Origin of the sequence: Lysobacter brunescens, assembly GCF_042677005.1 — a bacterium.
GTDB classification, from domain to species: Bacteria; Pseudomonadota; Gammaproteobacteria; order Xanthomonadales; family Xanthomonadaceae; genus Lysobacter_I; species Lysobacter_I brunescens.
This window is the reverse complement of sequence record NZ_JBHTIF010000001.1, coordinates 1,262,257-1,287,009: the sequence shown is the minus strand read 5'-3', so window position 1 is coordinate 1,287,009 and position 24,753 is coordinate 1,262,257. Positions and strand designations below refer to the sequence as shown.

Genomic DNA, 24,753 nt, shown 5'->3' with positions numbered 1-24,753 from the left:
ACGCGGCGAGGGCGCCTGTAGAGCGGGTCGAAGGCCCGCTGCCCCGTCTCCGGCCTGCGCCTACCGCGCGTACGACGCCGCCAGCCGCTTCAGCCCTTCCTCGATGCTCACCTTCGGCACGTAGCCGAAATCCCGTCGCGCCGGTTCCATGCTGTACCAGTGGGTGGTGCTGAGCTGCTCGGCGAGGAAACGCGTCATCGGTGGCTCGCCCTTCAGCGGCAGCACGGTCCACAGGCCCTCGCAGACCGCACCGATCGCGTATGCGGCGCCGAAAGGCAGGGTCTTGTCGATCTGCGGCGCGCCGGCGGCGTGGAGCAGGGCATTGACGATCTCGCGCACCGGCTTCGGTTCGCCGTTGCTGATGAAGTAGGCCTTGCCGGCGCAGGCCGCGCCCGGCGCGAGGTGGTCGAAGGCGTCGAAATGCGCCTGCGCGGCATTGTCGATGAAGGTCGTGTCGATGACGTTGTCGCCGCCGCCGACGAAGCGCAGGCGGCCGGCGCGGGCGCGGTCGACCAGGCGCGGGACGAGCTGCTGGTCCCCTGGCCCCCAGATCAGGCGCGGACGCAGGGCGACCACCGCCAGGTCCGGGCCGTTGGCGGCGAGGACGGCCTTCTCGGCGATCGTCTTGGTGGTCGCGTACGGCGCCTTGAAGCCTTCGCCGTAGGGCACGGTCTCGGCGGTACCGCCTTCCACCGGATGGGTGGCGCGGTGGGTCACGCTGGGCGTGGAGGTGTAGACGAGCCTGCCGATGCCGTGGGCCCGGCAGGCGGCCAGCACGTTCTCCGTGCCGACGACGTTGGCCTGGTGGTAGCTGTCGTAGCTGCCCCAGGCCCCGGCCTTCGCGGCGTTGTGGAAGATCGCCTCCATGCCGGCGCAGGCCGCGAGCACGGCCTCGCGGTCGGCCAGGTCGCCGCGCACCTGGCGCACGCCGATGGCGGCCAAGTCGGCGTAGTGGCCGCGGTTGTAGCTGGTCACGTCATGGCCGCGCGCCACCAGTCCCCGGCACAGCGCATGCCCGAGGAAGCCGCCGCCACCGGTCACCAGGATCTTCATGCCATCGCTCCGCCCGCAGGCGCCATCGTCATCGGGCGGCCATGATCCCGGATCGGCGCCCCCGGCGACCAGCCCCGCCACAGCACGCGACCCGGATGAAAATGAGAACTTGTTGCATTTGAGAACGCAATTCTTACAATTGAGAACAATTCCTATTCCCTTTGTCTGGCTCGTCATGCCCCCTGTCCGTCACCCCCTGACCCTCGGCATCGCCCTGGCCGTCGCCCTGTCGCCCCTGGCCGTGCGTGCCGACGACACCCCGAAGGACGCCCCGGTCGACGATGCCGGCCGCACCCTCGCCACCATCGAGGTCGTCGGCAACCACCAGGAGAAGAAGACCGCCGAGGGCACCGCGTCGGTGCTGGACCAGAGCGTGATCGTCTCGGGCCGCGCGCTGACCGTGAACGAGGCGCTGCGCAAGGTGCCGGGCGTGACCGTCCGCGACGAGGAAGGCTTCGGCCTGCGCCCGAACATCGGCATCCGCGGCAGCAACCCGACGCGTTCGACCAAGGTGCTGCTGCTGGAGGACGGCCTGCCGGCGATGTACGCGCCCTACGGCGACAACGCCAGCTACTACCACGCGCCGATCCAGCGCTACGATCGCGTCGAGGTGCTCAAGGGCGCCGGCCTGCTGCGCTTCGGCCCGCAGACCATCCACGGCGCGATCAACTACATCACGCCGACGCCGCCGGACGACTTCGCCGGCCATGTCGAGGTCTCGGCCGGCACGCGCGGCTTCGGCGCGGTGCACGCCAGCGTCGGTGCCAACGGCCTGCTGGTCGATTTCGGCTACAAGGGCGGCGACGGCGCGCGCGACAACACCGACCTGGAGCAGGGCGACCTGTTCGCGAAGTACCAGGTCCGGATCAACGACCAGCACGCGCTGGCGATCCGCGGCAACCTGCTGCGCGAGCGCTCGCAGGTCGGCTATTCGGGCATCACCGATGCGGAATACGCGAACTTCGGCGCCGGGTACTACCCGTTCGAGAACGACCTGTTCGACATCCGCCACACCGCGTTCTCGGTGAGCCACGACTGGACGCCGAACGAAACGCTGAAGCTGCACACCTCGGCCTACTACACCGACTTCATGCGCGACTGGTGGCGCCAGTCCAGCACCACCACCGACACCCAGTGCGGCGCCGCCTTCGCCACCGCGCGCCGGCTCGGCCAGCGCGTGAATCCGAACGCCTGCGCGTCCACCCAGGGCCGCCTGCGCAACTACTACACCTGGGGCGTGGATTCGCGCTTCTCGTTGGAGCGCAGCCTGTTCGGCACCGCAGGCAGCAGCGAGGTCGGCCTGCGCTGGCACGAAGAGAAGCAGATCCGCTACCAGCGCAACGGCAGCAGCGCCACCGCGCGCACCGGCACCCTGGTCGAAGACAACCTGCGCACCGCCGAGGCGCTGTCGGCCTTCGCCACCACCACCTTCGATTTCGGCACGGTGCAGCTGACGCCCAGCGTGCGCCACGAGCGCGTCGATTTCGGCCGTACCAACCGCCTGCCCGGCGGCGCGACCGGCAGCGACGACATCCGCGAAACCACCTGGGGCCTGGCCGCGAACTGGCAGGTCAGCGACACGCTGTCGCTGTACGCCTCCGCGCACGAGGGCTTCGCGCCGCCGCGCGTGGAAGACCTGATCGCCGGCAACGGCACCAGCACCGCCGTCGACGCCGAGCGCAGCCGCAACCTCGAAGCCGGCCTGCGCACGCGCTGGCTCGGCATGATCGACCTCGACGCCGCCACGTTCCGCGCCGATTTCGACAACCAGATCGTCGTCGGCTCGATTGCAGGCGGCAGCACGCCGCTGGCCCAGGGCGAAACCGCCTACCGAGGCTTCGAATTCGCGATCGGGGTGAACCGCGACGCGCTGCGCACCCGCGAAGGCGAGGTCTACGCCAACCTCGCCGTCACCTGGCTCGCCGATGCGGAGCAGTCCACCGTGCTGCGCCGCATCGATACCGGCGCCGCCGCCAACGGTAGCCGCGCCGGCAACCGCCTGCCCTACGCACCGGACCTCGCCTCGACCTTCCGCATCGGTTACGTGAAGGGCGCGTGGGACGGCTCGGTGGAAGTGCAGCATGTCGGCCGCCAGTACGCCGATTTCGCGAACAATCGCTACCCCACCGACGGCAGCGGCCAGTTCGGCCAGCTCGACGGCTACGCGGTGTGGAGCGCGACCCTGAACTGGGAGCCGGAGATCACCGGCTGGAGCGCCTACCTCACGGTGAAGAACCTCACCGACCGCGAATACATCGTCGACCGCACCCGCGGCATCCTGCTCGGCAATCCGCGCCAGATCGTGATCGGCGCGCGCTACGCCTGGTAAGGACCGGGCATCGGGAAAAGGCCTGTCATCCCGAGCGAACGCGAGGGACCTGCTTTTCCGCTGCCAGTCGCCTGCTCCCGCGTGCAGTTGCCTCGAACGGCGCCCGACGGGGCGCCGTTCGCATTTCCGCAGTCCCGCGCGACGTATGCTGTGGCGCACCGCCACCGGGAGCCGCGCCATGCGTCGCCATCTCTGCCTCTTCGCCATCGCCGCCGCACTAGGCATCGCCAGCGGCGCGCACGCGCAGTCGCTGGAAGACCAGATCAAGGAGCGCCTGCTCGGCAGCCGCAACGGCGACGCTTCGCTGAGCGAGCGCGATGCCGCCGGCGGCATCCGCGAGGCGCTGGCGCAGGGCGTCGATCGCGCGGTCCGCCAGCTCGGCACGCAGGACGGGTTCTTCCGCGACCAGGCGGTGAAGATCCTCGTGCCCGGGAAGATGCGCAAGGCGGCCGACACCCTGCGCAAGGTCGGCGCAGGCAAGCATGTCGACGCCTTCGAGCTGTCGATGAACCGCGCCGCCGAACAGGCCGTGCCTGCGGCTGCCGGCATCCTCTCCGATGCGGTGCGCCAGATGACGCTGCGCGACGCCATCGGCCTCGTGCGCGGCGGCGAGACCTCCGCCACCGATTTCTTCCGCCGCACCAGCGAGCAGAAGCTGTTCGACGCCTTCCGCCCGATCGTCGCGAAGCAGACGCAGGCCACCGGCGTGACCCGCAAGTACAAGGACTTCACGAAGAAGAACGGCGGCACCATGGCGCTGCTGCTCGGCGGCGATGCCGACGGCGCGAACACGGCCGGCAACCTCGACCTGGACGATTACGTGACCCGCGAAGCGATCGACGGCCTGTTCCACGTCATCGCAGAACAGGAACGCCGCATCCGCCAGGACCCCGCCGCGCGCACGTCCGAACTGCTGCGCCGCGTGTTCCGCTGAGCCGCTGCGGCGCCGGGGCGGAAAGACGCGCGTTTTTCGCACATCGCAAAGCGTCTGTCGGCGATTCGCCGACGACCAAGATGGCACTCGGCACAACGACGTACGCGTCCGTATATATTGCGCTGCACAAATGAGAAATGGTCATGTGGAATGCGCAAAAGTGTGCTCCCGATCCTATTTCGCGGCATTTTCGTCGGTAGGATTCATTCGCGCCTGGCACCGGCCGGCCACGCACCCATGACGTGAATCACATTATGTGACCCTACGCTCGATGGGCGTCTCATCGCACCGACGGCCGATACGCTTCAACGGCACCGCGCCTCTCATTCCGGGGGGAACGACGCGCGGACCGCCGCGTTTCACGGACGGAAGGACATCCGAGACATCGGATTCGAACCATCCGGCATGCACCGCAGTTCCCTTCAACACACAAACGAAAGAGAACAAGGAATCCGCACAATGCAGAAACGTATCAAGATCGCTGCCGGCACGATGGCAGTCGCCCTTCTGGCCGCCAGCTCCATCGCGATGGCCGCCGGTCCGCAGACCAAGGCCAAGCCGGGCACCTGGAAGACCAGCGCCGCCTTCGGCAAGCAGCCGACGGGCCGCATCGTCGGCGGCATCGCCGCCGTGGGCGACCGTTCGTTCACCGTCCGTACGTCGGGCTGTGGCGGCACGATCATCGCCGACAGCTGGGTCCTGACCGCCGCCCATTGCGGCCGCCAGACCACCGTCTACGCCGGCTCGAACAACACCGGCAGCCAGACCGCCTACTCGGTCGCGCAGTACGTCCAGCACCCGAACTACGCCGTCAGCTCCACCGCCGGCAGCTATGCGAACGACTACGCGCTGATCCGCATCAACGGCACGTTCCCGGCCAACCTGATCCGCGCCAAGCTGCCCGACGCCACCGTCATGGGCGCCGTGGCCAAGGCCGGCGATCCGGTCACCGTGCTGGGCTGGGGCGCGACGTCGCAGGGCGGCAGCGGCACCAGCAGCCTGCGCGAAGTGACCGTGCCGGTCGTGTCCGACAGCACCTGCGCCGCGTCCTACAACGGCAGCACCGCCGCCAGCGGCCTGAAGCTCGTCCCGAGCGTGCAGATCTGCGCCGGCCTCGCCGCCGGTGGCAAGGACTCCTGCCAGGGCGACAGCGGCGGTCCGCTGATCGCGCCGTACAACGGCTCGATCTACAGCATCGGCGTGGTCAGCTACGGCAAGGGCTGCGCACTGCCCAACTACTACGGCGTCTATTCCGAAACCGTCGCCATGGTCAACTGGATCACCTCCACCATCGGTGGCGGCGGCGGTGGCACCGGCACGGTCGTGCACAACGTCAACCTGCCGTCGGTCGCGACCGGCGCCTGGTCGTCGTTCTACACCGTCAGCATCCCGGCCGGCACCACCAGCCTGGTCGTCAACATCTCCGGCGGTACCGGCGATGCCGACCTCTACGTCCGCGCCGGCGCTGCGCCGACCACCTCCAGCTACAACTGCCGTCCGTACCTCAGCGGCAACACCGAGACCTGCACGATCAACAACCCGACCGCCGGCACCACGTACTACATCGGCGTGCGCGCATACAGCGCGTTCTCGGGCGTCAACATGAAGGCGACGCGTTCGCCGAACTGAGACACGACACCATAACAACGACTTGCTGATCGGACGGGCCACGGCCTCGATGATCATTTCAGCCGCGGATCGCAAGGTCCGCGGCTTTTTTGCATCCGCAGGAACCACGCAAGCCGCGAGGCATTGCTTCCTGCAGGATCGACGCAAGTCACGAGGCCCGATCCCTTACAGACAGCCACCGTCGCGATTTGCGTCGCTCCCACAAAAGCCGGCTTCGTTCAACGGCTCCGCTTCGCCGCCCAGGCCGCCAGCTTCTCACGGCCGATCTTCGCGTTGTGGCGGATGTCGACCGGGAAGGGCTTCGGATGGTGCAGGAAAGCATCGATCTTCGCGGTATGCACGAAACCCTCGCCGAGGTGGCGCAGCTCGGCCTCGATGCGCGGCCAGTGCGTCGCCGCCACGCCTTCGCGCAGCTCCACGCACAGCACGGCGCGCTGCGCGCCGAAGGCGCCGATGCCGACCAGCGCGGTGCGACGCACGTCGCGATGGGTGTTGAACACCGGCTCGACCTGCTCGGTGCACAGCGTCGTCGATGCCGTGACCACGCGCTGCGACTTGCGTCCGCAGAACCACAGCCGACCTTCCGCGTCGAAATACCCCAGGTCACCCATGCGGTGCACGATGCGCTCGCTGCCATCGGCGAGTGTCTCGCGGATCTTCGCCAGGCGGGTCTGCGCCTCGCGGTTGAAATACAGGTCGGTCGCGCTGGGGCCGGCCACCGTGATCTCGCCGACGATGCCGCCCTTCACCACCAGGTCGTCGGACCAGCCTTCGATCGCCTCGTCGGTAACGCGGATCAGGCGCACCTCGTTCGGCGGCACCGCGCGGCCGACGCAGGTACCGGCACCCTGCTCGGTGCGCTGGCGCAGGGTCAGCAGCTCGCGGCCCTCGATGATCGCCACCGGCAGGCATTCGGTCGCGCCGTAGGGCGTCCAGAAGCGGGCATCGGGCGGCAGCAGCGACTGGATCTTCGCGACCACGTCCGCCGGCACCGGTGCGCCGGCCGACATCACCGTCTTCACCGTCTTCAGCGGCACGCCGTGGTCGGCGAGCACGCGCATCAGCGCCGGCGAACCGAACAGCTGGTCGACGCCAAACCGGTCGATCGCCGCATGCAGCTTGCGCGGGTTCGCCTTCGCCGGCCGCGTCGGGTCCATGTCGGGGATGATCGAGGTCGTGCCCAGCGCCGGATCGAACAGCGCGAACGGCGGGAAGGTCGGCAGGTTCACGCCGCCGGGCACGATGCCGAAGGCCTCGCCCATCATCGCGATCTGCGCGACGAAATGCCGGTGGCGATAGACCACGCCCTTGGGAATGCCGGTCGAGCCGCTGGTGAACAGGATCGCGGCCACGTCGTCGGGCTGCGTGTCCGCGAGCTGCGGCCCGGCGCCGACACCGGCCGCCTCGATGTCCGCCAGTGTCGCATCGGCGAGGAACGCCCGCGTCCCGGTGGTCACGCGGATCCGCGCACTGCGCGCCCAGCGCAGCAGCACGCGCGCGAACTGCGCGAGCGGGATGCCGATGAAGGCCTGGGGCTTCGCCTCGTCCAGGCACTGCCGCAGCGCGCGCCTGTCGATGCCCGGGTCCACCAGCACCGGCACGGCGCCGGCCTTGAACAGCGCGAACATCAGCAGGAAGAACTCCGGCGTCGGCCGCACCATCACCACCGTGCGCGTGCCGCGCGTGATGCCGCGCTTCGCCAGCCCGGCGGCGATGGCGTCGCTGCGCGCATCGAGTTGGGCATAGGTCAGGGCCACGTCGTAGCGGCCGGACGGGCCCGGGCAGCGCATCGCGACCTGGTCGGGGCGCTCGCGCGCCAAACGCGGCAGGCTGGCGGCGATGTTGCAGGCGGTCGGGGACGGGTCGGACGGGCTGGGCGATGCGTTCATGCCGGCATTGTCTCGCGACCGGCGCGGTGCTTGCCAATCGCGGCCGGTCGCGCAGAATCCTCCCACCCTCCCGACGTCCCAGCCGTCCTGGTTTCCCGCGCATGTCGCATCCCTGCCTCACCTGCGGCGCCTGCTGCGCCGCCTACCGCGTCAGCTTCCACTGGTCCGAAGCCGAACCGGACCTCGGCGGCGCGGTCCCCGTGGCGCTGACCGAAACCCTCGGCGCGCACCAGCGCTGCATGCGCGGCACCTGGTCGGACCAGCCGCACTGCGTGGCACTGGCCGGCATCGTCGGCCAGGAAGTGACCTGCACGATCTACGACGCACGCCCGTCGCCCTGCCGCGAGCTGCGGATGTCCTGGGAAGACGGCACGCCGAATCCGCAGTGCGACCGCGCCCGCGCGCGTTACGGCCTGCCGCCGCTGACGCCGGAGGATGCCGCAAGGGCGATCGCGCACTGATGCGGCCGAATCAACCGCGCCAGGCCAGGCTCAGAGCGGATTCGCGTCCAGGAAGCGGCGGATCGCAGGCACCAGCACCTCGTGCTTGTCTTCCAGCACGTAGTGGTGCGCGTCGTGGAAGGCATGCACCTCGGCGTTCGGCAGCGCGCGCTGGAAGCCGTCGAGGAAATGCTGATCGAACACGAAATCCTGCAGGCCCCAGGCGATGAACGCCGGGCGGTCCGCATACGACGGCAGGCGCTGTTCGGACGCCTTCAGCAGCGCCCAGGCCGGATCGCCTTCGGCGAGCGGGATGTCCTGCACGAAGCGCAGCGTGGAAATGCGGTTCGCCCATGAGTCGTAGGGCGCCACGTAACCGCGGTACACGTCCTTCGACAGCTTGCGCGACACGCAGTCGCGCGCAGTGCCGGCGGCGAAGGCGTTGAACGCGCGGATCAGGAACGCGCCGAGCATCGTGTTGCGGCACAGGTTCAGCTGCCACGGCATCGGCTTGGCCGCCGGCAGCGGGAACGCGGCGGTGTTGGTGATCACCAGCCGGCGCACCTGCGCCTGGTGCGACAGCGCCCAGCCGAAGCCGATCATCCCGCCCCAATCGTGCACCGCCAGCGTCACCGGGCCGTCGATGCCCAGGTGTTCCAGCAACCGCGTCACGTCGTCCACGCGCGACTGCAGCGTGTAGGTGTAGCGGTCATCGCCAGGCTTGTCCGACAGGCCCATGCCCACCTGGTCCGGCACGATGCAGCGGTATTGATCACTCAGTCCCAGCACCAGGTGCCGCCACAGGAAGCTCCACGAGGGATTGCCGTGCAGCATGACGACCACCTCGCCGTCGCGCGGGCCCTCGTCGAGATAGGACATCGCGATGCCGGGACGCACCTCGAAACGGTTCGGGGTGAAGGGGTAGTCGGGGTAGTTCATGCGAAACGCAACCGGTCGATGGTGAAGGGAGTTTTGGGCTGCAGGTGGCACTGCAGCTCGCGAAGATGGAATGAATCGGAATTCACGAAGCAAGAGCATCTGGAATCGACGCACCGTTTCATCGCACTTCCTCGCCATCGGCACGCGCGAGCAGATCGAACAGTGGTTGATTGATGTAGTAGTTGTTGCGTCCGACACGGATCTTGCGCAGCACGCCGTCCTCGGCCAGGGCGTCGAGATACCGGGTTGCGGTCAGCCGCGAGACCCCGAGCTCGCGCTGCAGGAACTCGACCCGCGTGTACGGGTGGTTGAACAGGTTGTTGATCAGGTCCTGGCTGTAGAACCGGTAATGGTCGCGGATGCGCAGCTTGGTCCGCTGCAGCAGTGCCTTGATCGCCTGGATGGTGTCGACAGTCTCGGAAGCCGTGATCGCGACTGCCTGCAACATGTACAGCACCCAGCTCTCCCAGTCGTCCTCATCGCGCACCGCCTGCAGCAGCCGATAGTAGTCGGGCTTCGTGCGGACGATGTGCCGACTCAGGTACAGCACCGGGATGTCCAGAAGACCTTCCTTCACCAGATACAGCACGTTGATGATGCGGCCGGTGCGTCCGTTGCCGTCGTAAAACGGATGGATGCTTTCGAATTGATGGTGAATCAGCGCCATCTTCACCAAGGGATCGGCCTCGAATGGCGGCTGATCGTGCATGAAGGACTCCAGATCGCCCATCAACCTCTGCACGTCGTTGGCGTCCTGCGGTGGCTCGTACACCACCTGGCCCTGAGGGTCGCGCAGTGTGGTGCCCGGCAGCTTGCGCAGGCCGGCACGATTGCATTCGAGGCGCTCTTGTACTTCGAGGAGGGTATTGAGCGTCAACAGTCCGGTGTCGCTGACTCGATCGAAGCCGGTCCGCAGGGCCTGGCGATAGCGCAGGACTTCCTTGATGGCGGTGCCGGTGGTCTCGGCAGGCTCTTCTTCGCGGTAGAGATCGTCCTGAGTAGTGACGATGTTCTCGATGGCGGAACTGTCGCGCGCTTCCTGCAAGGTCAAGGTGTTGATCAGGATGCGCTGGTTCGGAATGCTCGCGGCGACGCCCTTGAGTTCGGCCAGACTGCGGCTGGCCCGGTTCAGGGCCTTGAGAATCGGGGCGGTTTCGAAGCGTTCGGGGTCAAGCGCGTGCAGCGGCCGCATCGGCCCACCTGAATATGTATAGAAATCAGCGATATTTATACACGTCGAACGGAAAATGTTCAATTTCGGCGCATTTGTATATGCGCGGTCGGAGGGCATCCGCTGTCGACTCGACAAGCCACCGCAACAGGGGAAACAGGGCTACGCCTGCGTCCCATACCGCCCCCACAGCCGCTCGAACCGCTCGGAGAACGCCCGGACCAGACGGACGTCGTCGGTCACGATCAGGTTCTCCTCGTTCCCTTCCGTGGCGCTGCGGGTCCAGTTGAAGCTGCCGGTGGCGAGGCGGCGGGCGTCGAACAGGGCGAACTTGTGGTGCATGTGGAAATGGCTGGCGTCGAGGCGCACGGGCAGGCCGTGGTCGCGCAGGCGGAGCATGTCGCTGCCGGCGTCGTGGACCTTGTGGTCGTCGCCGATGATGCGGACCGCGACGCCGCGCGCGTGGGCATCGGTGAGCGCGTCGGTGAGCCTGTCGTCGGAGACGGTGTAGACGCAGACGTCGATGCTGCGTTTCGCGCCGAGGCACAGCTCACGCAGCTTGCGCAGGCAGTCCTCGCCGGGCGAGAACCAGGCCTGGGCCTCCACCGGCGGCGGGTCGGCGACGGCGTCGAGCGTGCGCACGACCTGCTCCAGCCAGCGCAGCAGGTCGATCGGCAGGGATGTCGGCGCGAACGCGGGATCGGACCAGCGCTCGCGCACGAGATCGAAGGCACGGTTGCGCAGGTAGCGCACGCGGTCGCGGGCGAGGCCGGCGCCGAGTTCGCGCAGTTCCAGCTTCTCGTCGTCGTCGAGCTGCGCATCGGCCGCGCTCTCGCGCAGCAGGCGATCGAGTTCGGCGAAATCGACGCGATGAGCGTTGCTCAGTGCATCGCTCATCGCGGCGTGCGGCCAAGCAGACGGTCGGAGAATTCCTCCAGCGCCTTCTGCAGCTGCACTTCGCGCTCGTCCGGCGGGACCTGCGTCTCTTCGCCCTGCGCGCGGCGACGACGCGGCGCGGCGACCGGGGTGGCCTTCATCGCCTCGGTCTGCGTGGTGATCCGCTCGGCGATGAGTGCCAGCACCTGCTGCAACTGCACCTGCTGTTCGGCATGGCGTTCGAACCAGTCCGGCGCGGGCGACGGGGGCGTCGGGAGAGACTCGACAGACTGCGCTGCCACGCTGGCGACGCGCGGCGCGGCCATCGCTTCGGCCAGGCGCTCCAGCGAGGCGAGCAGCTGCGGCCACGGTGCCGGCTCAGCCTGCACGACCGGCGTTTCAGGCGCGCGTTCGCCGAGCTTCTCCAGTCCGCGCACGCCGTCGACCAGGTCGGCCAGCTGCGCGACGACGCGCGGACCGACCTCGGCATCGTCCGAGCCCATGGCCTTGTTGCGCAGGAAGTCGCGCTTGATCTGCGCCCAGCGGGCGACCTGCGCCTCGCTCATGACCTCGCGCAGTTCGGCGAGCTTGAGCAGGTTTTCCTCGGCGCCGGTGGTGAGCAGCTGCGACTCGCCTTGGTAGTGGTCGGCGATCAGCTGCTGCAGCTCGGCGGCGTTCATCACCGGCGAGATTTTCTCGGCCAGCTTGTTCATGTTGCGGTAGCTGCCCTGCAGCTTGAACGCCGGCTCCGTACGGTATTTGTCGGCCTGCGCGGCGCTGGCGATGTACTGCTGGTTGACGCGGTAGACGACCTCGCGCACCTGGATCAGGCGCTCCAGCGTCGCGGTGATCTCGTTGATCTCGGCGGCGCTGTAGGCGTGGCTGAGGCTGTTTGCGGAGAAGGGCTTGCCGGCGATCTTGTCGACCAGCTTGTACAGGTCGCTGAGGTCGCGCGTGGCCAGCGGCGCGAGCACCGGGTTGGACGTGAGGCAGTTCTCGACATAGCTGAGCTTGAACGCGTCCTCCATGCCGCCGAGCACGTCGCCGAGGTTGTAGATATCGGCGCGGTTGGCGAGCATGTCCGGAATCTTGAAGACTTCGCCGGACTCGGTGTACGGGTTGCCGGCCATCACCACGCAGAACTTCTTGCCGCGCAGGTCGTAGGTGCGCGTGCGGCCCTGCCACACGCCTTCGATGCGCCGCGTGCCGTCGCACAGCGAGATGAACTTCTGCAGGAATTCAGGATGGGTGTGCTGGATGTCGTCGACGTACAGCATCACGTTGCTGCCCATCTCCAGCGCGAGGTTGAGCTTCTCCAGCTCCTGCTTCGCGGTGGCATCCGGCGCCTGCGCAGGATCGAGCGAACGCACCTCATGGCCCAGCGCCGGGCCGTTGATCTTCATGAAGATCAGACCCAGCCGGTGCGCGACGTATTCCATCAGCGTGGTCTTGCCGTAGCCGGGCGGCGAGATCAGCATCAGCATGCCCATCAGGTCGCTACGCTTGCTCTCGCCGACCGTGCCCATCTGCTTGGCGAGATTGTCGCCGATCACACCGAGATAGACATCGTTGATCAGCTTGTTGCGCACGAACGAGCTCAGCGGACGTGCCTTGAACTCCGACAGCCGCAACGCTTCGCGCTCGCGCGCGACCAGCGCCTGGCGCAGCGCATGGCAGCGACGGAACTTCGGCAGGAACTCCGCGCGATGGCGGCGCAGGCGTTCGGCGAGATCGTCGACGCCGATCTGCAGCGTGCCCGCGGCGATGCGCGAATGCTCGCCGAGCAGGCCGGTCACGCTGGCACGCAGGTCGACCTCGACCACCTTCGACAGCGCCTCGTCGCCGAACAGCAGCAGGGCGACCGCTTCCGGCAGGTAGTCGACCAGCGATGCATGCGCAGGATCCTGGCCCATGGCCTCGAACCAGTGGCGCGCGAGCAGCCAGCGTGCGGCGGGTTGCTCGCGCAGGGACTGCAGCGAAACCTGCAGCGCATCCCACAGACGCTCGGCGACCAGGCGCTGGCGCAGCGCCTCGTGCAACTGACGCGCATAGCGGCTGAACACGAAGGCAGGATGCGTGGCGGCGATCACCGCGACCAGATAGTCGGCCGCCGGATCGCACAGCGCGGCCTCGACCGGAAGCGCATGCGCTTCCGCTTCGGCGCGCATCGCCTGTGCGATCTCGTCGCGCAGGCTCGACAGGCCGCCGCGATGCGCGAACACGCGATCGATGCCCTGCGCGTTGCGCGCACGATCGGCCCACAGCGCGGCCTCGGCGCGGTCGCGCACACGCGTCCAGAACAGGCTGGCCCAGGCGCGCGCGGCGGGCGCATGCGCGAGCAGGCCGGCGCTGTCGCGGAGCGGCAGCAGCGCAGCGAGCAGCAGCGCGGCATCGTGGTCGTGGATGCCCTTCTCGTAACCATCGCGATAGCGCGACGCGGCGAACTCGCGGATCGTCTTCGCCAGCAGCTCCGGCTGCTTCGCCTGCTGGCGCAGCAGGTCGAGGGTCAAACCCTCGCGGCCCGCCTCGGCCGCATCGAGCACTTCGCCGAGCAGGTATTCGGCGCGGTACAGCTGCGGCGACTCGGATTCCAGGCCGAGCGACCAGAAGTCGCGCAGGGCGTCCAGTTCGGGATCGCGCACCGGCGCGAAGAACTCGGTGCCGGTCAGGTGCAGGGCCAGGCCGTCCCCGCGCGGCAGCACGGTCAGGTCGAGTTCCTGAGTGTTGACGCTGAAGCGATGGCGCGGGCCGAGCTTGATGACGTTGCCGCCTTCCTCGAACAGCTCGGTGCGGTCGCGCAGCGCGCGCACGGCCTGGTCGCGCACACTCTTGAGGCGCGCGTCGATGTCGTCGGCCTTCACCGAATCCTTGAGCGCGCGCAGGCGTTCGGCGAGGTCGCGCAGCTTGAGGATCAGCGCATCGCCGGCGAAGAACGCATTCAGCTCGTCCATGCCCGACAGCCGCGCGGTGCGTCGGGTGAGGCCGTCGAGGATTCGCGAGGCCGCATCGGCCAGCGACTGCGTCTTGCGCTGACGCTCGTCGAGCAGCGACTGCTTGTGCGCCTCGAAGGTATCCAGCAGTTCGTCGCGCTTGGCGACGATGTCGCCGAGGAACTGTTCGTGCTCGCCGAACTGGCTCTCCAGTTCCTCCAGCTGGATCAGCAGCCGCGACAGCTCCTGGTCGCAGCGTTCCGGATCGCGGGCCGACGCCAGCGCGCTGGCGATGCTCTGCCCGAACAGGGTGAACTGCGCGCCGAACTGGGCCACGGCTTCGCTCGAACCCAGCGACTTGCGCCGCTGGTCGGCGCGCGCCTTGGCCTGGTTGAGCTTCGCGTAGATCTCGGAGATGGTCTCGACGATCCGCGTGCGCCGCGTCGCATCGTCCACCTTCAGTGTGGCCATCAGCTCGGACAGCACGTCGAGGTCGGTGGACAGCGCCTGCATGCCCTGCAGCGGCGCCTGCAGCGCGGTCACGCTGGCCGCCTTCTGCGCCTCGGCATCCAGCGCCTGCACGCGTTCGGCGAAGGGATGCAGGGCCTTGTCGCCGGCGAGGAAGCCGCTGGTGGCCTCGCCGACGTTCGCCTGCGCGGCGAGCAGCTCGGCCTCCATCGCATCGACCGCCGCCACGTCGACATAGCGCTGCTCGCGCAGGGTCAGCAGGCGCCCGCGCTGCGCGGTGATCGCATTCAGGGCATCGACGCAGTCCTGGACCTTCTCCCAGCTGTCGGGATGCAGGCCGCCGAGCAGCGCCCGCTGGCGTTCCGAAGCGTCGCGCATGGCATCGCCGGACTGGCGGCGGATGCTTTCGACCTTCTCGTACTCGTCGAGCACGGCCTCGCTGCTGGCGACGATCTCGCGCAGCAGTGGCGCCAGTCCGCCGCAATGCCGGTCCTCGATCCAGTGATACTGGTCGAAGAGGCGTCGCGTGGTCTGGGTCAGCAGCTGGTAGCGCTGCGCCGAGACATCGGCAGTGTCGATCTCGCGCGACAGGCTGAGCAGGTCGGAGATGCCGCGCACCAGCTCGGGATTGCCGATGCGGCCCATGAAGGTGTTCGACGGCGGCACCTTCGCGACGTGGTCGTCGAAGGCGAAAGGCGTCTGCCAGACCTGCATCGGGTGGATCTTGGTCGGCTCGTTGTTCTGCGCGGTGAAGATCACCATCCGCCCGTCTTCGAGCCGCGCATAGCCGTGGCCGATCACCGGCGGCTGCATGCCGCGCTGGATCGTGTTGTACACGAACAGCGCGATGCGGCCGTCCTGCGGCTCGTAGAACAGATAGAGCACGTCCTCGCCGTTCGGCGAGCGGATCGTGCGCTTGTAGCGCATGCCTTCCACGGCCTGGTCGAACGTGCGCGTCTCGCCGTTCTGCAGCATGTAGCCGCCCGGGAAGACGATGCCGTGGTCGTCGGGCAGCTGCACGCAGGCCTGGCCGATCGCGTCGATGCGATGGACCTTGCCGGTGATCGTGTTGTACGCCAGGTGCCGCCACGCCTGCTCGCGATACGGCAGGATGCGCAGCAGAACGAGGCTGCCGACTCGCGCGAACTCGATCTGCGCGTCGTCGAGCGACTGTGTCTGGTCCTCCACCGGTTCGCGGTAGATGCCCAGGCCGTCCTCGGTGTTGTTCTCGACCTTGATGGTCAGGTCGCCGTTGACGGTCTCGACGAACAGCGTGTCGAGAATGTTCAGGTGCGGATGCCGGCCGTTGACCGCCATGTCGCGGGTCGCGCGGATCCACTCGAAGTCGTAGGGTGCCGGCAGCGCGATGTCGCGTTCGCCGCGATTGTCGATGTAGCGCACCGCGCCGCCGTCGATCTGCCAGCGGAACACGCGCATGTCCTCGATGCGCTCGCCGATCTGGAACGCGGCCAGCAGCTTGCCGTCGCGCACCACCAGCTGCAGAAGGCGGGTGTTCTTGTAGTAGGCATGCAGCTCGGTGAAGTCCTTCACGAACGCGGCTTCGCCGAGGAAGCTCGACGCCATCGCGACCGGCGTGACGTCGTAGCCGTCGGCACCTTCGACCAGCCGGTACAGCGAGAACACGTCCTCGATCCGCGTCTCCTTCTTCAGCCCGATGAAGACGTTGTAGCCGAACAGCAGGCAATCGCCGACCTGGACGATGTCACGCGCGACGCAGTTGTGCTCGGTGCGGATGCGCAGCCGGCCTACGACCTCCATCCGGGTGCCGCCGAATTCCTCCAGCCGCTGCGCGTTCAGGCCATCGGCCAAGGCGCGCAGCTGCGCGCCCTGGTCGCCCAGCCGCCTGCGCAGCACCTCATAGGCGCCGCCTTCGGCGACGGCCTTGTCGACTTGCGACACAGCGACCGCTGCACCGTCCGTATTCGCACTTGTCGTGGTGTTGTCCGCCATGTCTTCCGATCGTCGCTGTCAGTGGCGCGGCGGCTGCGACCCCGCGCCGATTTCAAGGGAAATGCTTGTTGCCTGCCGGAACTGCAACCATGACCGGTTCGAACGCCATCGGCTTCCACCGTCTACGACGGCAATGCCGGCACGTCACGCCCCCGTGCCGGCCGCTGCCATTTTGTCGCATGGCCCGGACACACCCTGCTTCCGCCTGATCTCATCCGGCCCCATGGCCGCTGCCGTGCCTGATTTGTGGGACGCGGGAACCCATTCGCGCACCTTCTGCTCTTTCAAGACAACGGCATCGACGTACGTGCCGGCTTTCGATTTCGTACAGATGATCACGAGTGCGAATCGCCCGCCACCCATGCCCAGCGCACTGGCATCCATCGCTTCTGCAGATCCGACCTTGCGGACGTCGACCGAGCCTATCGCATCCTTCCTGGCAGCAAGGCGTGCTTCGAAGTCCCGGTACTCGTTCGAGTCTCGATAGGCTTTCAGCATTCCGGTCCAGAGCTGCTCGTACATGGCCTGGTCGGCTGTCTCCACGAAGCGCATCGCCGCGAGTGTCGCGCCTTCCCGCTCGACTGCTCTCAGTGCGACCACCGTTCCTTCGAAGTCAAGCGATTCTTCCTGTCCTGCAGAGACTTCGCCTGCATGGACTTCGCCTGCATCGCCACATCCCGTGACCAACATCGTCGATCCCAGCATCATCGCCAGCATTGCGGTACGAATCATGTTTACCAATTCCTCATGAGATCTGTTCAACGGGGGACGCAGCGGTCAAGACGGATCTCGACCGAATCATCGCCGCGCTCGGCGACGACGATCCGAGCGGAGCGTCGCATCGACCGCCGGGAGCCGGATCAAGCCTCTTCCGGCTCCACGGCCTTCTTCCCGCCGACCTGCATCGACAGCAGCTTCTGCAGCACTTCCTGCACGATCGGGCTCTTGCCGGCGACGCCTTCCACCGCCTTGCCGACCGACAGCGCCTTGGCGAACGAATCGAAGAACGCGCCTTCGCCGCCGACGATATCGATGTTCGCCTTGGCCAGCGCGGTGGACAGGACCTCGGCCTGCTCGCGGGCGATCTCCTTGTTCGCTTCGATCGACGCCAGCGCCTGCTCGAAGTTCTTCTCCAGCTGCATGCGGAACTCTTCGTGCGCACGCGCCTGGTCGCTGAGCGAACCCAGCGCACCGAACTTCTCGGTCAAGCCCTCGGCCTCGGAGCGGTACTTCTCGCGCATGACCTCGGCTTCGCTGAAACCGACGTCCTTGGTGACCTTGGCCTGCGCCTCGCCGAGCTGGGTTTCGCCGCGCGCCTTCGCCGCCAGGTTCTCTTCCAGCACCTTCGCCTCGGCCAGGCCCTTGTCCTGCGTGCCGCGCGCTTCGGCGGCCAGGGTTTCCGCGACCACGCGCGCCTTCGCCAGACCTTCCTTCTCCAGCGCGGCCGCGGTGATCTCGCGCACGCGCGCATCCGCCAGGCCCGGCGCGGCGCGCTCGGCCTCGATGCCTTCGGCCATGCGCTTCTTCGCCTCCGCCTGCTTCGCGGCCGCTTCGAGTTCGGCCTGCGCGATCACGGTCAGCTCCACCGCCTTGTGCTTGGAGGCCTGCTCGTCGGCCTCGGCCTGCTTGACCTGGCGCACCAGCTCCTCTTCGGCCTTGGCCTGCGCGGCGAGGATCGTGACCTGCTTCCTGCGGTCCGCTTCGGACACTTCGCGGACTTCCTTGATGCGTTCCTGCTCCATCGCCACGGTCTTGTCCACGGCGATGCGTTCGCGCACGACGTTGGCGATGTCCTTGCGCTGCAGTTCCAGCGCTTTTTCCTTGTCGATCTTCTGCAGCTCGACCTCGCGCTCGCGGGAGACGATCTCCAGCTCCTTCGCGCGGTTGACCTTCTCGACCTCGATGACCACAGCGCGCTGGCGGTTCTGCTCGGCGACTTCGACCTCGCGCATGCGGTTCTGCTCGCGGATGTCCAGCGCTTCCTGGGTCGTGATCCTGGCCTGCTCGGCCTTCAGGCGCTCTTCTTCCTGCACCTTGTGGGTCTCGGCTTCCTCGCGCGCGCGGATCGTGGCGATCTCCCGCTTCTGGCGGGCCTCGGCATCGGCCTGCTGGCGTTCGAGCGCGAGCATCGCCTCGCGGGTCTCGACGTTCTTCTTGGTGATCGCCAGCTCCTCGTTGCGCGCCAGTTCGTTGGTGATGACGTTCTGCGCAGCGGTCAGCTCGGTGATCTTGCGGATGCCTTCGGCATCGAGGATGTTGCTCGGGTCGAGCGAGTTCTTCGGCGTCTGTTCGAGGTAGTCGATCGCGACGTCTTCGAGCACGTAGCCGTTGAGGTCGTTGCCGATCACCTGGATGATGCGGTCGCGGAATTCCTGGCGGTTCTCGAACAGCTTCACGAAGTCGATCTGCTTGCCGACCGTCTTCAGCGCCTCGGAGAACTTGGCGTTGAACAGCTCGTTGACCGCGACCTTGTCCGAGGCGCGATCCACGCCGATCGCCTTGGCGACCTTCAGCACGTCCTGCGCGGTCTCGTTGACGCGCAGGTAGAAGGCGACGGTGATGTCCGCGCGCATGTTGTCCTGGCAGATCAGGCCATCCTTGCCGCGGCGATCCACTTCGAGGGTGATCAGCGAGATCCGCATGAACTCCTTCTTGTAGATCACCGGATAGACCAGCGCACCGGTGAAATGCACCTTCGGCGTCGACGACATGTCGTTGACGATCAGCGCGGTGCCCTGCGGCACCTTGATGTAGAAGGCCTTGAACAGGCCGACGATGCCGAGCAGCATCACGATGATGACGCCCGTGATCGTCAGCAGCCCTATGAGGTTCGGACCCAGTTCGTTCATTGCGTTTTCTCCTGATCTTTCATCACATTGTTCGTTGCTTGGATGGTCCGCAGAATCCCGGCTTGCGGACTGGGTGTCATATCTCTTCGAATTCCGCCGGCGACGTCACCCGGTAGGCGTTCTGCTCATCCAGGTATTCGATCAGCACGACGCGGTCGCCGCGCACGAAACGGCCGGACACGTCGCAGCGCACCTGCAGGATCAGTCCGGCCCCGCCATCGTCGACCCAGGCGGTGCCGTGCGTCTGCGTGATCTCCGGGCTGCGCACTTCGGCGTAGCGGCCGAGCAGCGGACGCTGCGTCACCGGTTCATAGCGGCGCAGCAGGCGACGCACCGGCGTCAACACCATCCGTGCGACCGGGATCGACAGCAGCAGCCCGCCGATCATCGTCGCGATCCCGGCCAGCATCGCGCCGATACCTTCGGGCATCGCGCTGATCACGTGCAGATCGACCAGAAAGCAGAACGACCAGCCGACGATGGCGATGATCGTGAACACCACCATCACCGGCACGCCATGCAGGCCGAACTTCATCAGGAAACCGCCGAAGCTGCCGTGGTCGCCATGCGAACCGTGCGAACCATGGGCGCCATGCGCACCATGCAGGCCGTCCGTGCCGATGTCGTCGGGCAACAGGCCATCGAGGGCATCGAGTTCGAGAATGCCCATGGCCGAGAGCAACCAGTGCACGGTCACCACCAGCAGCAGCACGCTGTACACGACGGTCGGGAACGATGTCACGACCCTCAGGAACACTTCCATTCCGCCTCCCCTTTCGTTGCGGCGCCGTTCGGCGCCAGCCGCCCCATGCCCTTCTTCGTCCTCGTCTTCACCGTCATTCGTCGCGGCGATCCTTCAGGCGTGACAGCACCGCCTCGGTGCGATCTTCCTCCGCGATGATGCCGGCGCGTCGCAGCCGCGCCTCCAGCGAGGCATCGAGCGCCTCGCCGTCCTCGATCCTGGCGGCGTCCAGCCGGATGTCGCGCTCGGCCTGGCGCCGCTTGATCCGTTCCAGCGAATCCAGCGCGGTGCGCACGCGCCCATCGGCATCGCGTCGGCGCGAGGCCATCGCCGCCTGCGCGCGCTGCACGGTCTCGGTGGCGCGCACGGTGTCGACCTGCTGCTTGAGGCGGCCGATGGTCGCCTCGAACTGCACCACGACCTTGCGCAGATGCGCGACGCCCTCGGTCAGTTCGCCGACCTGGCGGGCATGACCGTCGCGTTCGATCTCGAGCAGGGCGATGTGCCCCGCGACGTCGCGCGCCAGCTGCTCTTCGCCCGACTTCAGCGCCTTCAGCGCGTAGCCTTCGTACTCGGCGAGCTTGGCGTTCGCCGCAGCCAGCCGCTCCTGCGCGACCTTGCAGCGCGCCATGGTCTCGGCCAGCGTGGCGCGCACGCGGCGCAGCTCGGCGTCGTTGTCGCGGATTTCCTCGTCGAGGATGCGCAGCGCCTGGCTGTCGGCGATCGCCTCGCCCAGCCCGGTGACGCCGCCGCGCACGGCGGTGACCAGGCGCCGCCACAGCGCGGACGGCTCCGGCGCGGCAGCGGTATCGGCTTGCGGCTGCGCCTTGCGGCGCCCTTGCGGCTTCGTGCTCACGCAGCCTCCCGCAGATGCCATTCGTATGCTTCGGTGGCGCGGATGACATTGTCGGCTAGGGTTTCGGCTTCGAACAGCACGTCGGCGAGCGAAGACGCGGAACTCAGCGCGCCGAACATGATGTAGACCGCTTCGCCGTCGATGGTTTCGATGCCCAGCGTCGACAGCGGGAACAGCTTGTGGGTGCGCAGCAGCTCTTCGTTGAAACCGACGGGATCGCGGACCTGCGACACCGGCCACAGCATCGCTTCGACGATGATCTGCCGGCCGACCACGGCCATGTACAGCGGCAGGTCGCCGTAGTCGTGCATGGTCAGGTAGAGGCCGGGCTCGGCGCCTTCGATCAGTTCGACGCTGATCGCACCCAGGCGCACGCGGTCGCTGGCCGCGAGGGCGTCGCACAGGGCCGTCGCTGTCCACAGGGTCTTGTCGGGCATCGCTCCGCCTCCTTCCGCTTGCATCGTCGCCACGACGGCCGCCGGACCCCGGGGCTGCCGCATCCGGCGCTCCACCGCCGCCAGTTCGTCGGCGTATTCAGGCAACACCCACAGTTCCTTCTTCACCAGCCCCTGCTCGCGCAGTCGGTCGCGGTGTCGGCGCTGGTAGAAGGCGGAGCTGCGGCGTTCCATGGACGGATCATGAATGTCACATGTGATATCTGTCAATTCATCACATGTGATGTTCCGGACGAACGGCGGCAGCCCGGCCAGCGGCAACGGGGCCAGGTGCGCTTCCGTGGAGGGAAGCGACACCGATCCCGGGTTCGGAAAGGTTTCTCGCCGTCAACGACGCGGCCAGCAGGGCGCACGCCTGCGCTCGCGATACCGCCGACGGAACGAGGGCGCCGCCGGCGAACCGGCGACGCCCTCCATGGCTCACGGCTGCTCGATGTCGTTGACCGACCGGACGCAGGACGCGAAGCCCGCGCTGGTCATGCCGAGCGCGATGTTGCGCGTGCAGAGCGCGGGCGCACCGGCGATGCCGAACTGGGTGCCTTCGCCGCCGCTCATCACGTTGTTGCTCACCTGCGCATCGCTGCCGTCGATCTGGATGGCGACCGCGAAACCGCCTGCGTTCGGCCTGAGCCCGACGATCTCGTTGCCATGCACCACCGCGCCGTTGGAGAAGTCGACGCGGATGCCCCAGATGCGGCCGTTGTCGGCGCCGCCGGACACCAGGTTGTTGCTGATGACGTTGCCGGTGGACGGCGTGCCGGGCTGGAACGCGGACACCGTGATGTTGCGCGCGTAGTCCAGGCCCGTGGCGGCGCGACCTTCGAGGATGCGGTTGCCGATGATCTTCGAATCCCTGCCCCACAGGCTGATGCCGTCGTAGCGGGCGCGCACGATGTCGTTGTTGACGATCTGCACGCGCTCGCTGCCCGGCGAGAACACGATGCCGGTGGCGAAACCGATCAGTTTGCAGTTGCGCACCGTCACGTCGGTCACCGGCCCGAAACCACCGGCGACAATGCCGAAGGCATCGTTGTCGGCATCGACATGACGCACGCCGCGACCGCGGCAATCCAGCGTGACGCCGCTGGCGTTGATGTTGAAGGCCCCGCCGGCCAGGCCGGTGTCGATGCTGTTGCGCAGGCAGTAATGGCCGGGCGCGTTGATGTCGACGGGCAGCGTGTCGATCCACTGCGTACAGGATGCGCCCTGCGCCTGGGCGGGCAGCGCGGACGAGGCGAGAAGTGCGAGGAGGCCGCTGAAGACGATCTTGGTCATGAAATTCCCTGCGATGTGAAAACGTCCGAAAGTGGTCCTGCCGAACCCTCGCGGCCGAGCCGACGACGGCGCCATCGTCGGCATCGGAAGCGGGGCGGGCAGGACATCGGCACGCGATTGCGTCCTGCAGGAACGGGCCTCATGGCCCTCGCGTGCCGATGCGCCATTGTCCCGGGGCGCCGTGTCACAGCCTGGGACTGGGCGGTTTCTCCGCGCTGCAGAAGACGCGCGGTCGTCGTGGGCCCACAAACGAAAACCCCGGCCGGAGCCGGGGTTTCGTGGGGCGCTTGGGCGCAGGCAGCGGGTGCGCTTACCAGACGACTTCCGCCATCGAGCAGTTCAGGCCGGAGCCGATGCCGAGCAGGGCGACGCGATCGCCCTTCTTCAGGCGGCCCATCTCGCGCAGCTTGCTCAGCACGATCGGCACCGAGGCCGGGCCGATGTTGCCGTGCTCGCCGAAGATGGTCAGGACCTTCTTGGGGTCGATGCCGAAGGCCTGGATGAAGGCCTGGGTGTGGACCTTGCTGACCTGGTGGATGACGAATTCGTCCATCTCGTCGACGGCCCAGCCCAGCGCCTGCTTGGCGGCGATGAAGGTCTTCTGCGCCAGCTTCAGGCCTTCGGTGAGCAGCATCTTGGTGTCGGTGACCATGCGATCGAGGTTGCCGCGGCAGAGGGTGTTCCACTGCGTGGCGGCGCGGGTGACGCCGCCGCGGTAGCGCGGTGCGCCCGGGGCCAGCTCGGCGCGGGCCAGGACCATGGCGGCGGCGCCGCAGCCGAGGGTCAGGGTGGCCATTTCGTTGCGGAACTCTTCCTCGGTCGCATCCGGGCGGGTCATGCGCTCGATGGTCTTCTCGTAGGCGAGGTTCGCGGTTTCGCCATCGACGATCAGGGCATAGTCGATCTCGCCGCGTTCGATCATCCGGCTGGCGATGTCCATGCCGTTGAGGAACGCGAGGCAGGCATTGGCCACGTCGAAGTTCTGGCAGGTGTCGGGCAGGCCGAGGTTGCCGCTGACGATGCTGGCCGTGGACGGCTCCAGGTAGTCGCGGCTGACCGAGGTGTTGACCAGCAGGCCGATCCGCGAGGGGTCGATGCCGGCGTCGGCCAGGGCTTTCACACCCGCGAGGGTCGCGGCGTCGGACGCCTGCACGTCGTCGTCCCAGAGGCGACGGGCGTGGATGCCGGCGACGTCTTCCAGGACATTGGCCTTGATGCCGAGACGATCCAGCGTCGGCTTGAGACGGGCGTTGATCTCGGCACTGGTGAGCTGACGCGGAGCGTCGATGTGGGCCAGGCCGGCGATGGCGACGTGTTGGAACAGCATGGGCGAAGGGCCATGAGACAGTCAGGAACCGTATAGGTTACCGCCTTCGATACCCGGGCGCATGCAAAAAAGGCTCCGGCTGTCGCATTTTTGGCCACCGGCAGCGGATTTCGCCCCGGAAAGCAAGCTGCGGGAGGCGGGCAGGGCCTATTTCCGGCAGCGCCAGGCCGCGAAGCGCTGGGCCCCATCGACCGGCGGGGCGAGCGGCTGGACGGTGTCGGCGCCGATGCCGGGGGCTTCGTTGCGGGCCAGGGTCTCCAGCTCGTCGCGGACGCGGAGCGGGTTGCGTTCGTAGGGGCCGAGGCCGTCCTTCACCGAGACTTCGACCTCGCCGCGCTTCTCGCAGCCGGATGGCGGCTGGGCCAGGACCCGCACCTGGCTGGCGCCCGGTGCCATGTGCACCCAGGTGCAGCCGCCGAGGAGCAGGCCGAGGGAGAGGATCGAAGAGGCACGGCACGACGCACGGAACAGGGACATCGGGGACTCCGGGCAGGCGACGGAAACGCGATGCCCGCCATGATGGCGGGCATCGCGTGAACGTCACAAGGCGGGAAGCGATCAAAGCACTATCGATTCACTCATATCAGCCGCCCGCGCGGCCCTGAAGCCGTAGGCGCTCA

At 67.5% G+C, this 24,753-nt stretch carries 18 protein-coding genes; 4 read left to right on the top strand and 14 right to left on the bottom strand.

Annotation, left to right across the window (positions count from 1 at the left end):
* Positions 1-60: 60 nt before the first annotated feature.
* Positions 61-1,053 carry a 2-alkyl-3-oxoalkanoate reductase gene (gene oleD / locus ACFQ0E_RS05485; RefSeq protein WP_386822671.1) on the bottom strand — a complete coding sequence of 331 codons (993 nt, stop codon included), beginning with the start codon at positions 1,051-1,053 and terminating at the stop codon, positions 61-63.
* 175 nt (positions 1,054-1,228) lie between these two features.
* Between oleD and ACFQ0E_RS05480 the strand changes: the two genes are divergently transcribed.
* From ACFQ0E_RS05480 to ACFQ0E_RS05470, 3 genes are all read left to right on the top strand, one after another.
* Positions 1,229-3,382, top strand: coding sequence for a TonB-dependent receptor family protein (locus ACFQ0E_RS05480; protein ID WP_386822670.1), 2,154 nt, complete (start codon positions 1,229-1,231; stop codon positions 3,380-3,382).
* A gap of 178 nt (positions 3,383-3,560) precedes the next feature.
* Positions 3,561-4,316 (top strand): DUF4197 domain-containing protein, encoded by a 756-nt coding sequence (locus ACFQ0E_RS05475; protein WP_386822669.1) that lies wholly within the window; start codon positions 3,561-3,563, stop codon positions 4,314-4,316.
* Between the two features lie 459 nt (positions 4,317-4,775).
* Entirely contained in the window at positions 4,776-5,945 is a 1,170-nt protein-coding gene (locus ACFQ0E_RS05470; protein ID WP_386822668.1) for a trypsin-like serine protease, read from the top strand.
* Between the two features lie 218 nt (positions 5,946-6,163).
* Here ACFQ0E_RS05470 and oleC read toward each other — a convergent pair whose 3' ends face one another.
* Complete coding sequence (oleC, locus tag ACFQ0E_RS05465; RefSeq protein WP_386822667.1) at positions 6,164-7,834, bottom strand: olefin beta-lactone synthetase; 1,671 nt, start codon at positions 7,832-7,834, stop codon at positions 6,164-6,166.
* Positions 7,835-7,935: 101 nt separating this feature from the next.
* On the opposite strand from oleC, the gene ACFQ0E_RS05460 reads away from it, so the two are divergent.
* A complete protein-coding gene (locus ACFQ0E_RS05460) occupies positions 7,936-8,295 on the top strand; it encodes a YkgJ family cysteine cluster protein (protein ID WP_386822666.1) in 360 nt (119 codons plus the stop codon).
* Positions 8,296-8,325: 30 nt separating this feature from the next.
* Here ACFQ0E_RS05460 and ACFQ0E_RS05455 read toward each other — a convergent pair whose 3' ends face one another.
* The 12 genes from ACFQ0E_RS05455 to ACFQ0E_RS05400 form a co-directional block, all read right to left on the bottom strand.
* Positions 8,326-9,213 (bottom strand): alpha/beta fold hydrolase, encoded by an 888-nt coding sequence (locus ACFQ0E_RS05455; protein WP_386822665.1) that lies wholly within the window; start codon positions 9,211-9,213, stop codon positions 8,326-8,328.
* A gap of 118 nt (positions 9,214-9,331) precedes the next feature.
* Complete coding sequence (locus tag ACFQ0E_RS05450) at positions 9,332-10,504, bottom strand: Fic family protein (RefSeq protein ID WP_386822664.1); 1,173 nt, start codon at positions 10,502-10,504, stop codon at positions 9,332-9,334.
* 42 nt (positions 10,505-10,546) lie between these two features.
* A complete protein-coding gene (locus tag ACFQ0E_RS05445; RefSeq protein ID WP_386822663.1) occupies positions 10,547-11,281 on the bottom strand; it encodes a phospholipase D-like domain-containing protein in 735 nt (244 codons plus the stop codon).
* Entirely contained in the window at positions 11,278-16,578 is a 5,301-nt protein-coding gene (locus ACFQ0E_RS05440) for a DNA repair ATPase (protein WP_386822662.1), read from the bottom strand. The genes ACFQ0E_RS05445 and ACFQ0E_RS05440 overlap by 4 nt, the downstream gene beginning before the upstream one ends.
* A gap of 195 nt (positions 16,579-16,773) precedes the next feature.
* Positions 16,774-17,361 carry a DUF4019 domain-containing protein gene (locus ACFQ0E_RS05435; protein ID WP_386822661.1) on the bottom strand — a complete coding sequence of 196 codons (588 nt, stop codon included), beginning with the start codon at positions 17,359-17,361 and terminating at the stop codon, positions 16,774-16,776.
* A 128-nt stretch (positions 17,362-17,489) separates the two neighbouring features.
* On the bottom strand, positions 17,490-19,478 hold the full coding sequence (locus tag ACFQ0E_RS05430; protein WP_386822660.1) for a hypothetical protein: 1,989 nt from the start codon (positions 19,476-19,478) through the stop codon (positions 17,490-17,492).
* 76 nt (positions 19,479-19,554) lie between these two features.
* Positions 19,555-20,241 (bottom strand): hypothetical protein, encoded by a 687-nt coding sequence (locus ACFQ0E_RS05425; RefSeq protein WP_386822659.1) that lies wholly within the window; start codon positions 20,239-20,241, stop codon positions 19,555-19,557.
* A gap of 73 nt (positions 20,242-20,314) precedes the next feature.
* Positions 20,315-21,076 carry a PspA/IM30 family protein gene (locus ACFQ0E_RS05420; RefSeq protein ID WP_386822658.1) on the bottom strand — a complete coding sequence of 254 codons (762 nt, stop codon included), beginning with the start codon at positions 21,074-21,076 and terminating at the stop codon, positions 20,315-20,317.
* Positions 21,073-21,705 (bottom strand): biofilm formation regulator BacA, encoded by a 633-nt coding sequence (bacA, locus tag ACFQ0E_RS05415; RefSeq protein WP_386822657.1) that lies wholly within the window; start codon positions 21,703-21,705, stop codon positions 21,073-21,075. Before bacA ends, ACFQ0E_RS05420 begins: the two co-directional genes overlap by 4 nt.
* Positions 21,706-21,951: 246 nt before the next feature.
* Entirely contained in the window at positions 21,952-22,806 is an 855-nt protein-coding gene (locus tag ACFQ0E_RS05410; protein ID WP_386822656.1) for a right-handed parallel beta-helix repeat-containing protein, read from the bottom strand.
* Positions 22,807-23,116: 310 nt separating this feature from the next.
* The gene (locus ACFQ0E_RS05405) at positions 23,117-24,133 is read right to left on the bottom strand and encodes a 3-oxoacyl-ACP synthase III (RefSeq protein ID WP_137850430.1); all 1,017 of its coding nucleotides are present in this window, start codon (positions 24,131-24,133) and stop codon (positions 23,117-23,119) included.
* A 147-nt stretch (positions 24,134-24,280) separates the two neighbouring features.
* Positions 24,281-24,610 carry a DUF4156 domain-containing protein gene (locus tag ACFQ0E_RS05400; RefSeq protein ID WP_386822655.1) on the bottom strand — a complete coding sequence of 110 codons (330 nt, stop codon included), beginning with the start codon at positions 24,608-24,610 and terminating at the stop codon, positions 24,281-24,283.
* Positions 24,611-24,753 lie beyond the last annotated feature (143 nt).

Excerpts from the sequence above, each read along its gene's own strand:
- oleD (WP_386822671.1), bottom strand. The coding sequence starts at position 1,053 with ATGAAGATCCTGGTGACCGGTGGCGGCGGCTTCCTCGGGCATGCGCTG.
- ACFQ0E_RS05480 (WP_386822670.1), top strand. The coding sequence starts at position 1,229 with ATGCCCCCTGTCCGTCACCCCCTGACCCTCGGCATCGCCCTGGCCGTC.
- ACFQ0E_RS05475 (WP_386822669.1), top strand. The coding sequence starts at position 3,561 with ATGCGTCGCCATCTCTGCCTCTTCGCCATCGCCGCCGCACTAGGCATC.
- ACFQ0E_RS05470 (WP_386822668.1), top strand. The coding sequence starts at position 4,776 with ATGCAGAAACGTATCAAGATCGCTGCCGGCACGATGGCAGTCGCCCTT.
- oleC (WP_386822667.1), bottom strand. The coding sequence starts at position 7,834 with ATGAACGCATCGCCCAGCCCGTCCGACCCGTCCCCGACCGCCTGCAAC.
- ACFQ0E_RS05460 (WP_386822666.1), top strand. The coding sequence starts at position 7,936 with ATGTCGCATCCCTGCCTCACCTGCGGCGCCTGCTGCGCCGCCTACCGC.
- ACFQ0E_RS05455 (WP_386822665.1), bottom strand. The coding sequence starts at position 9,213 with ATGAACTACCCCGACTACCCCTTCACCCCGAACCGTTTCGAGGTGCGT.
- ACFQ0E_RS05450 (WP_386822664.1), bottom strand. The coding sequence starts at position 10,504 with ATGCCCTCCGACCGCGCATATACAAATGCGCCGAAATTGAACATTTTC.
- ACFQ0E_RS05445 (WP_386822663.1), bottom strand. The coding sequence starts at position 11,281 with ATGAGCGATGCACTGAGCAACGCTCATCGCGTCGATTTCGCCGAACTC.
- ACFQ0E_RS05435 (WP_386822661.1), bottom strand. The coding sequence starts at position 17,361 with ATGATTCGTACCGCAATGCTGGCGATGATGCTGGGATCGACGATGTTG.
- ACFQ0E_RS05430 (WP_386822660.1), bottom strand. The coding sequence starts at position 19,478 with ATGAACGAACTGGGTCCGAACCTCATAGGGCTGCTGACGATCACGGGC.
- ACFQ0E_RS05425 (WP_386822659.1), bottom strand. The coding sequence starts at position 20,241 with ATGGAAGTGTTCCTGAGGGTCGTGACATCGTTCCCGACCGTCGTGTAC.
- bacA (WP_386822657.1), bottom strand. The coding sequence starts at position 21,705 with ATGGAACGCCGCAGCTCCGCCTTCTACCAGCGCCGACACCGCGACCGA.
- ACFQ0E_RS05410 (WP_386822656.1), bottom strand. The coding sequence starts at position 22,806 with ATGACCAAGATCGTCTTCAGCGGCCTCCTCGCACTTCTCGCCTCGTCC.
- ACFQ0E_RS05405 (WP_137850430.1), bottom strand. The coding sequence starts at position 24,133 with ATGCTGTTCCAACACGTCGCCATCGCCGGCCTGGCCCACATCGACGCT.
- ACFQ0E_RS05400 (WP_386822655.1), bottom strand. The coding sequence starts at position 24,610 with ATGTCCCTGTTCCGTGCGTCGTGCCGTGCCTCTTCGATCCTCTCCCTC.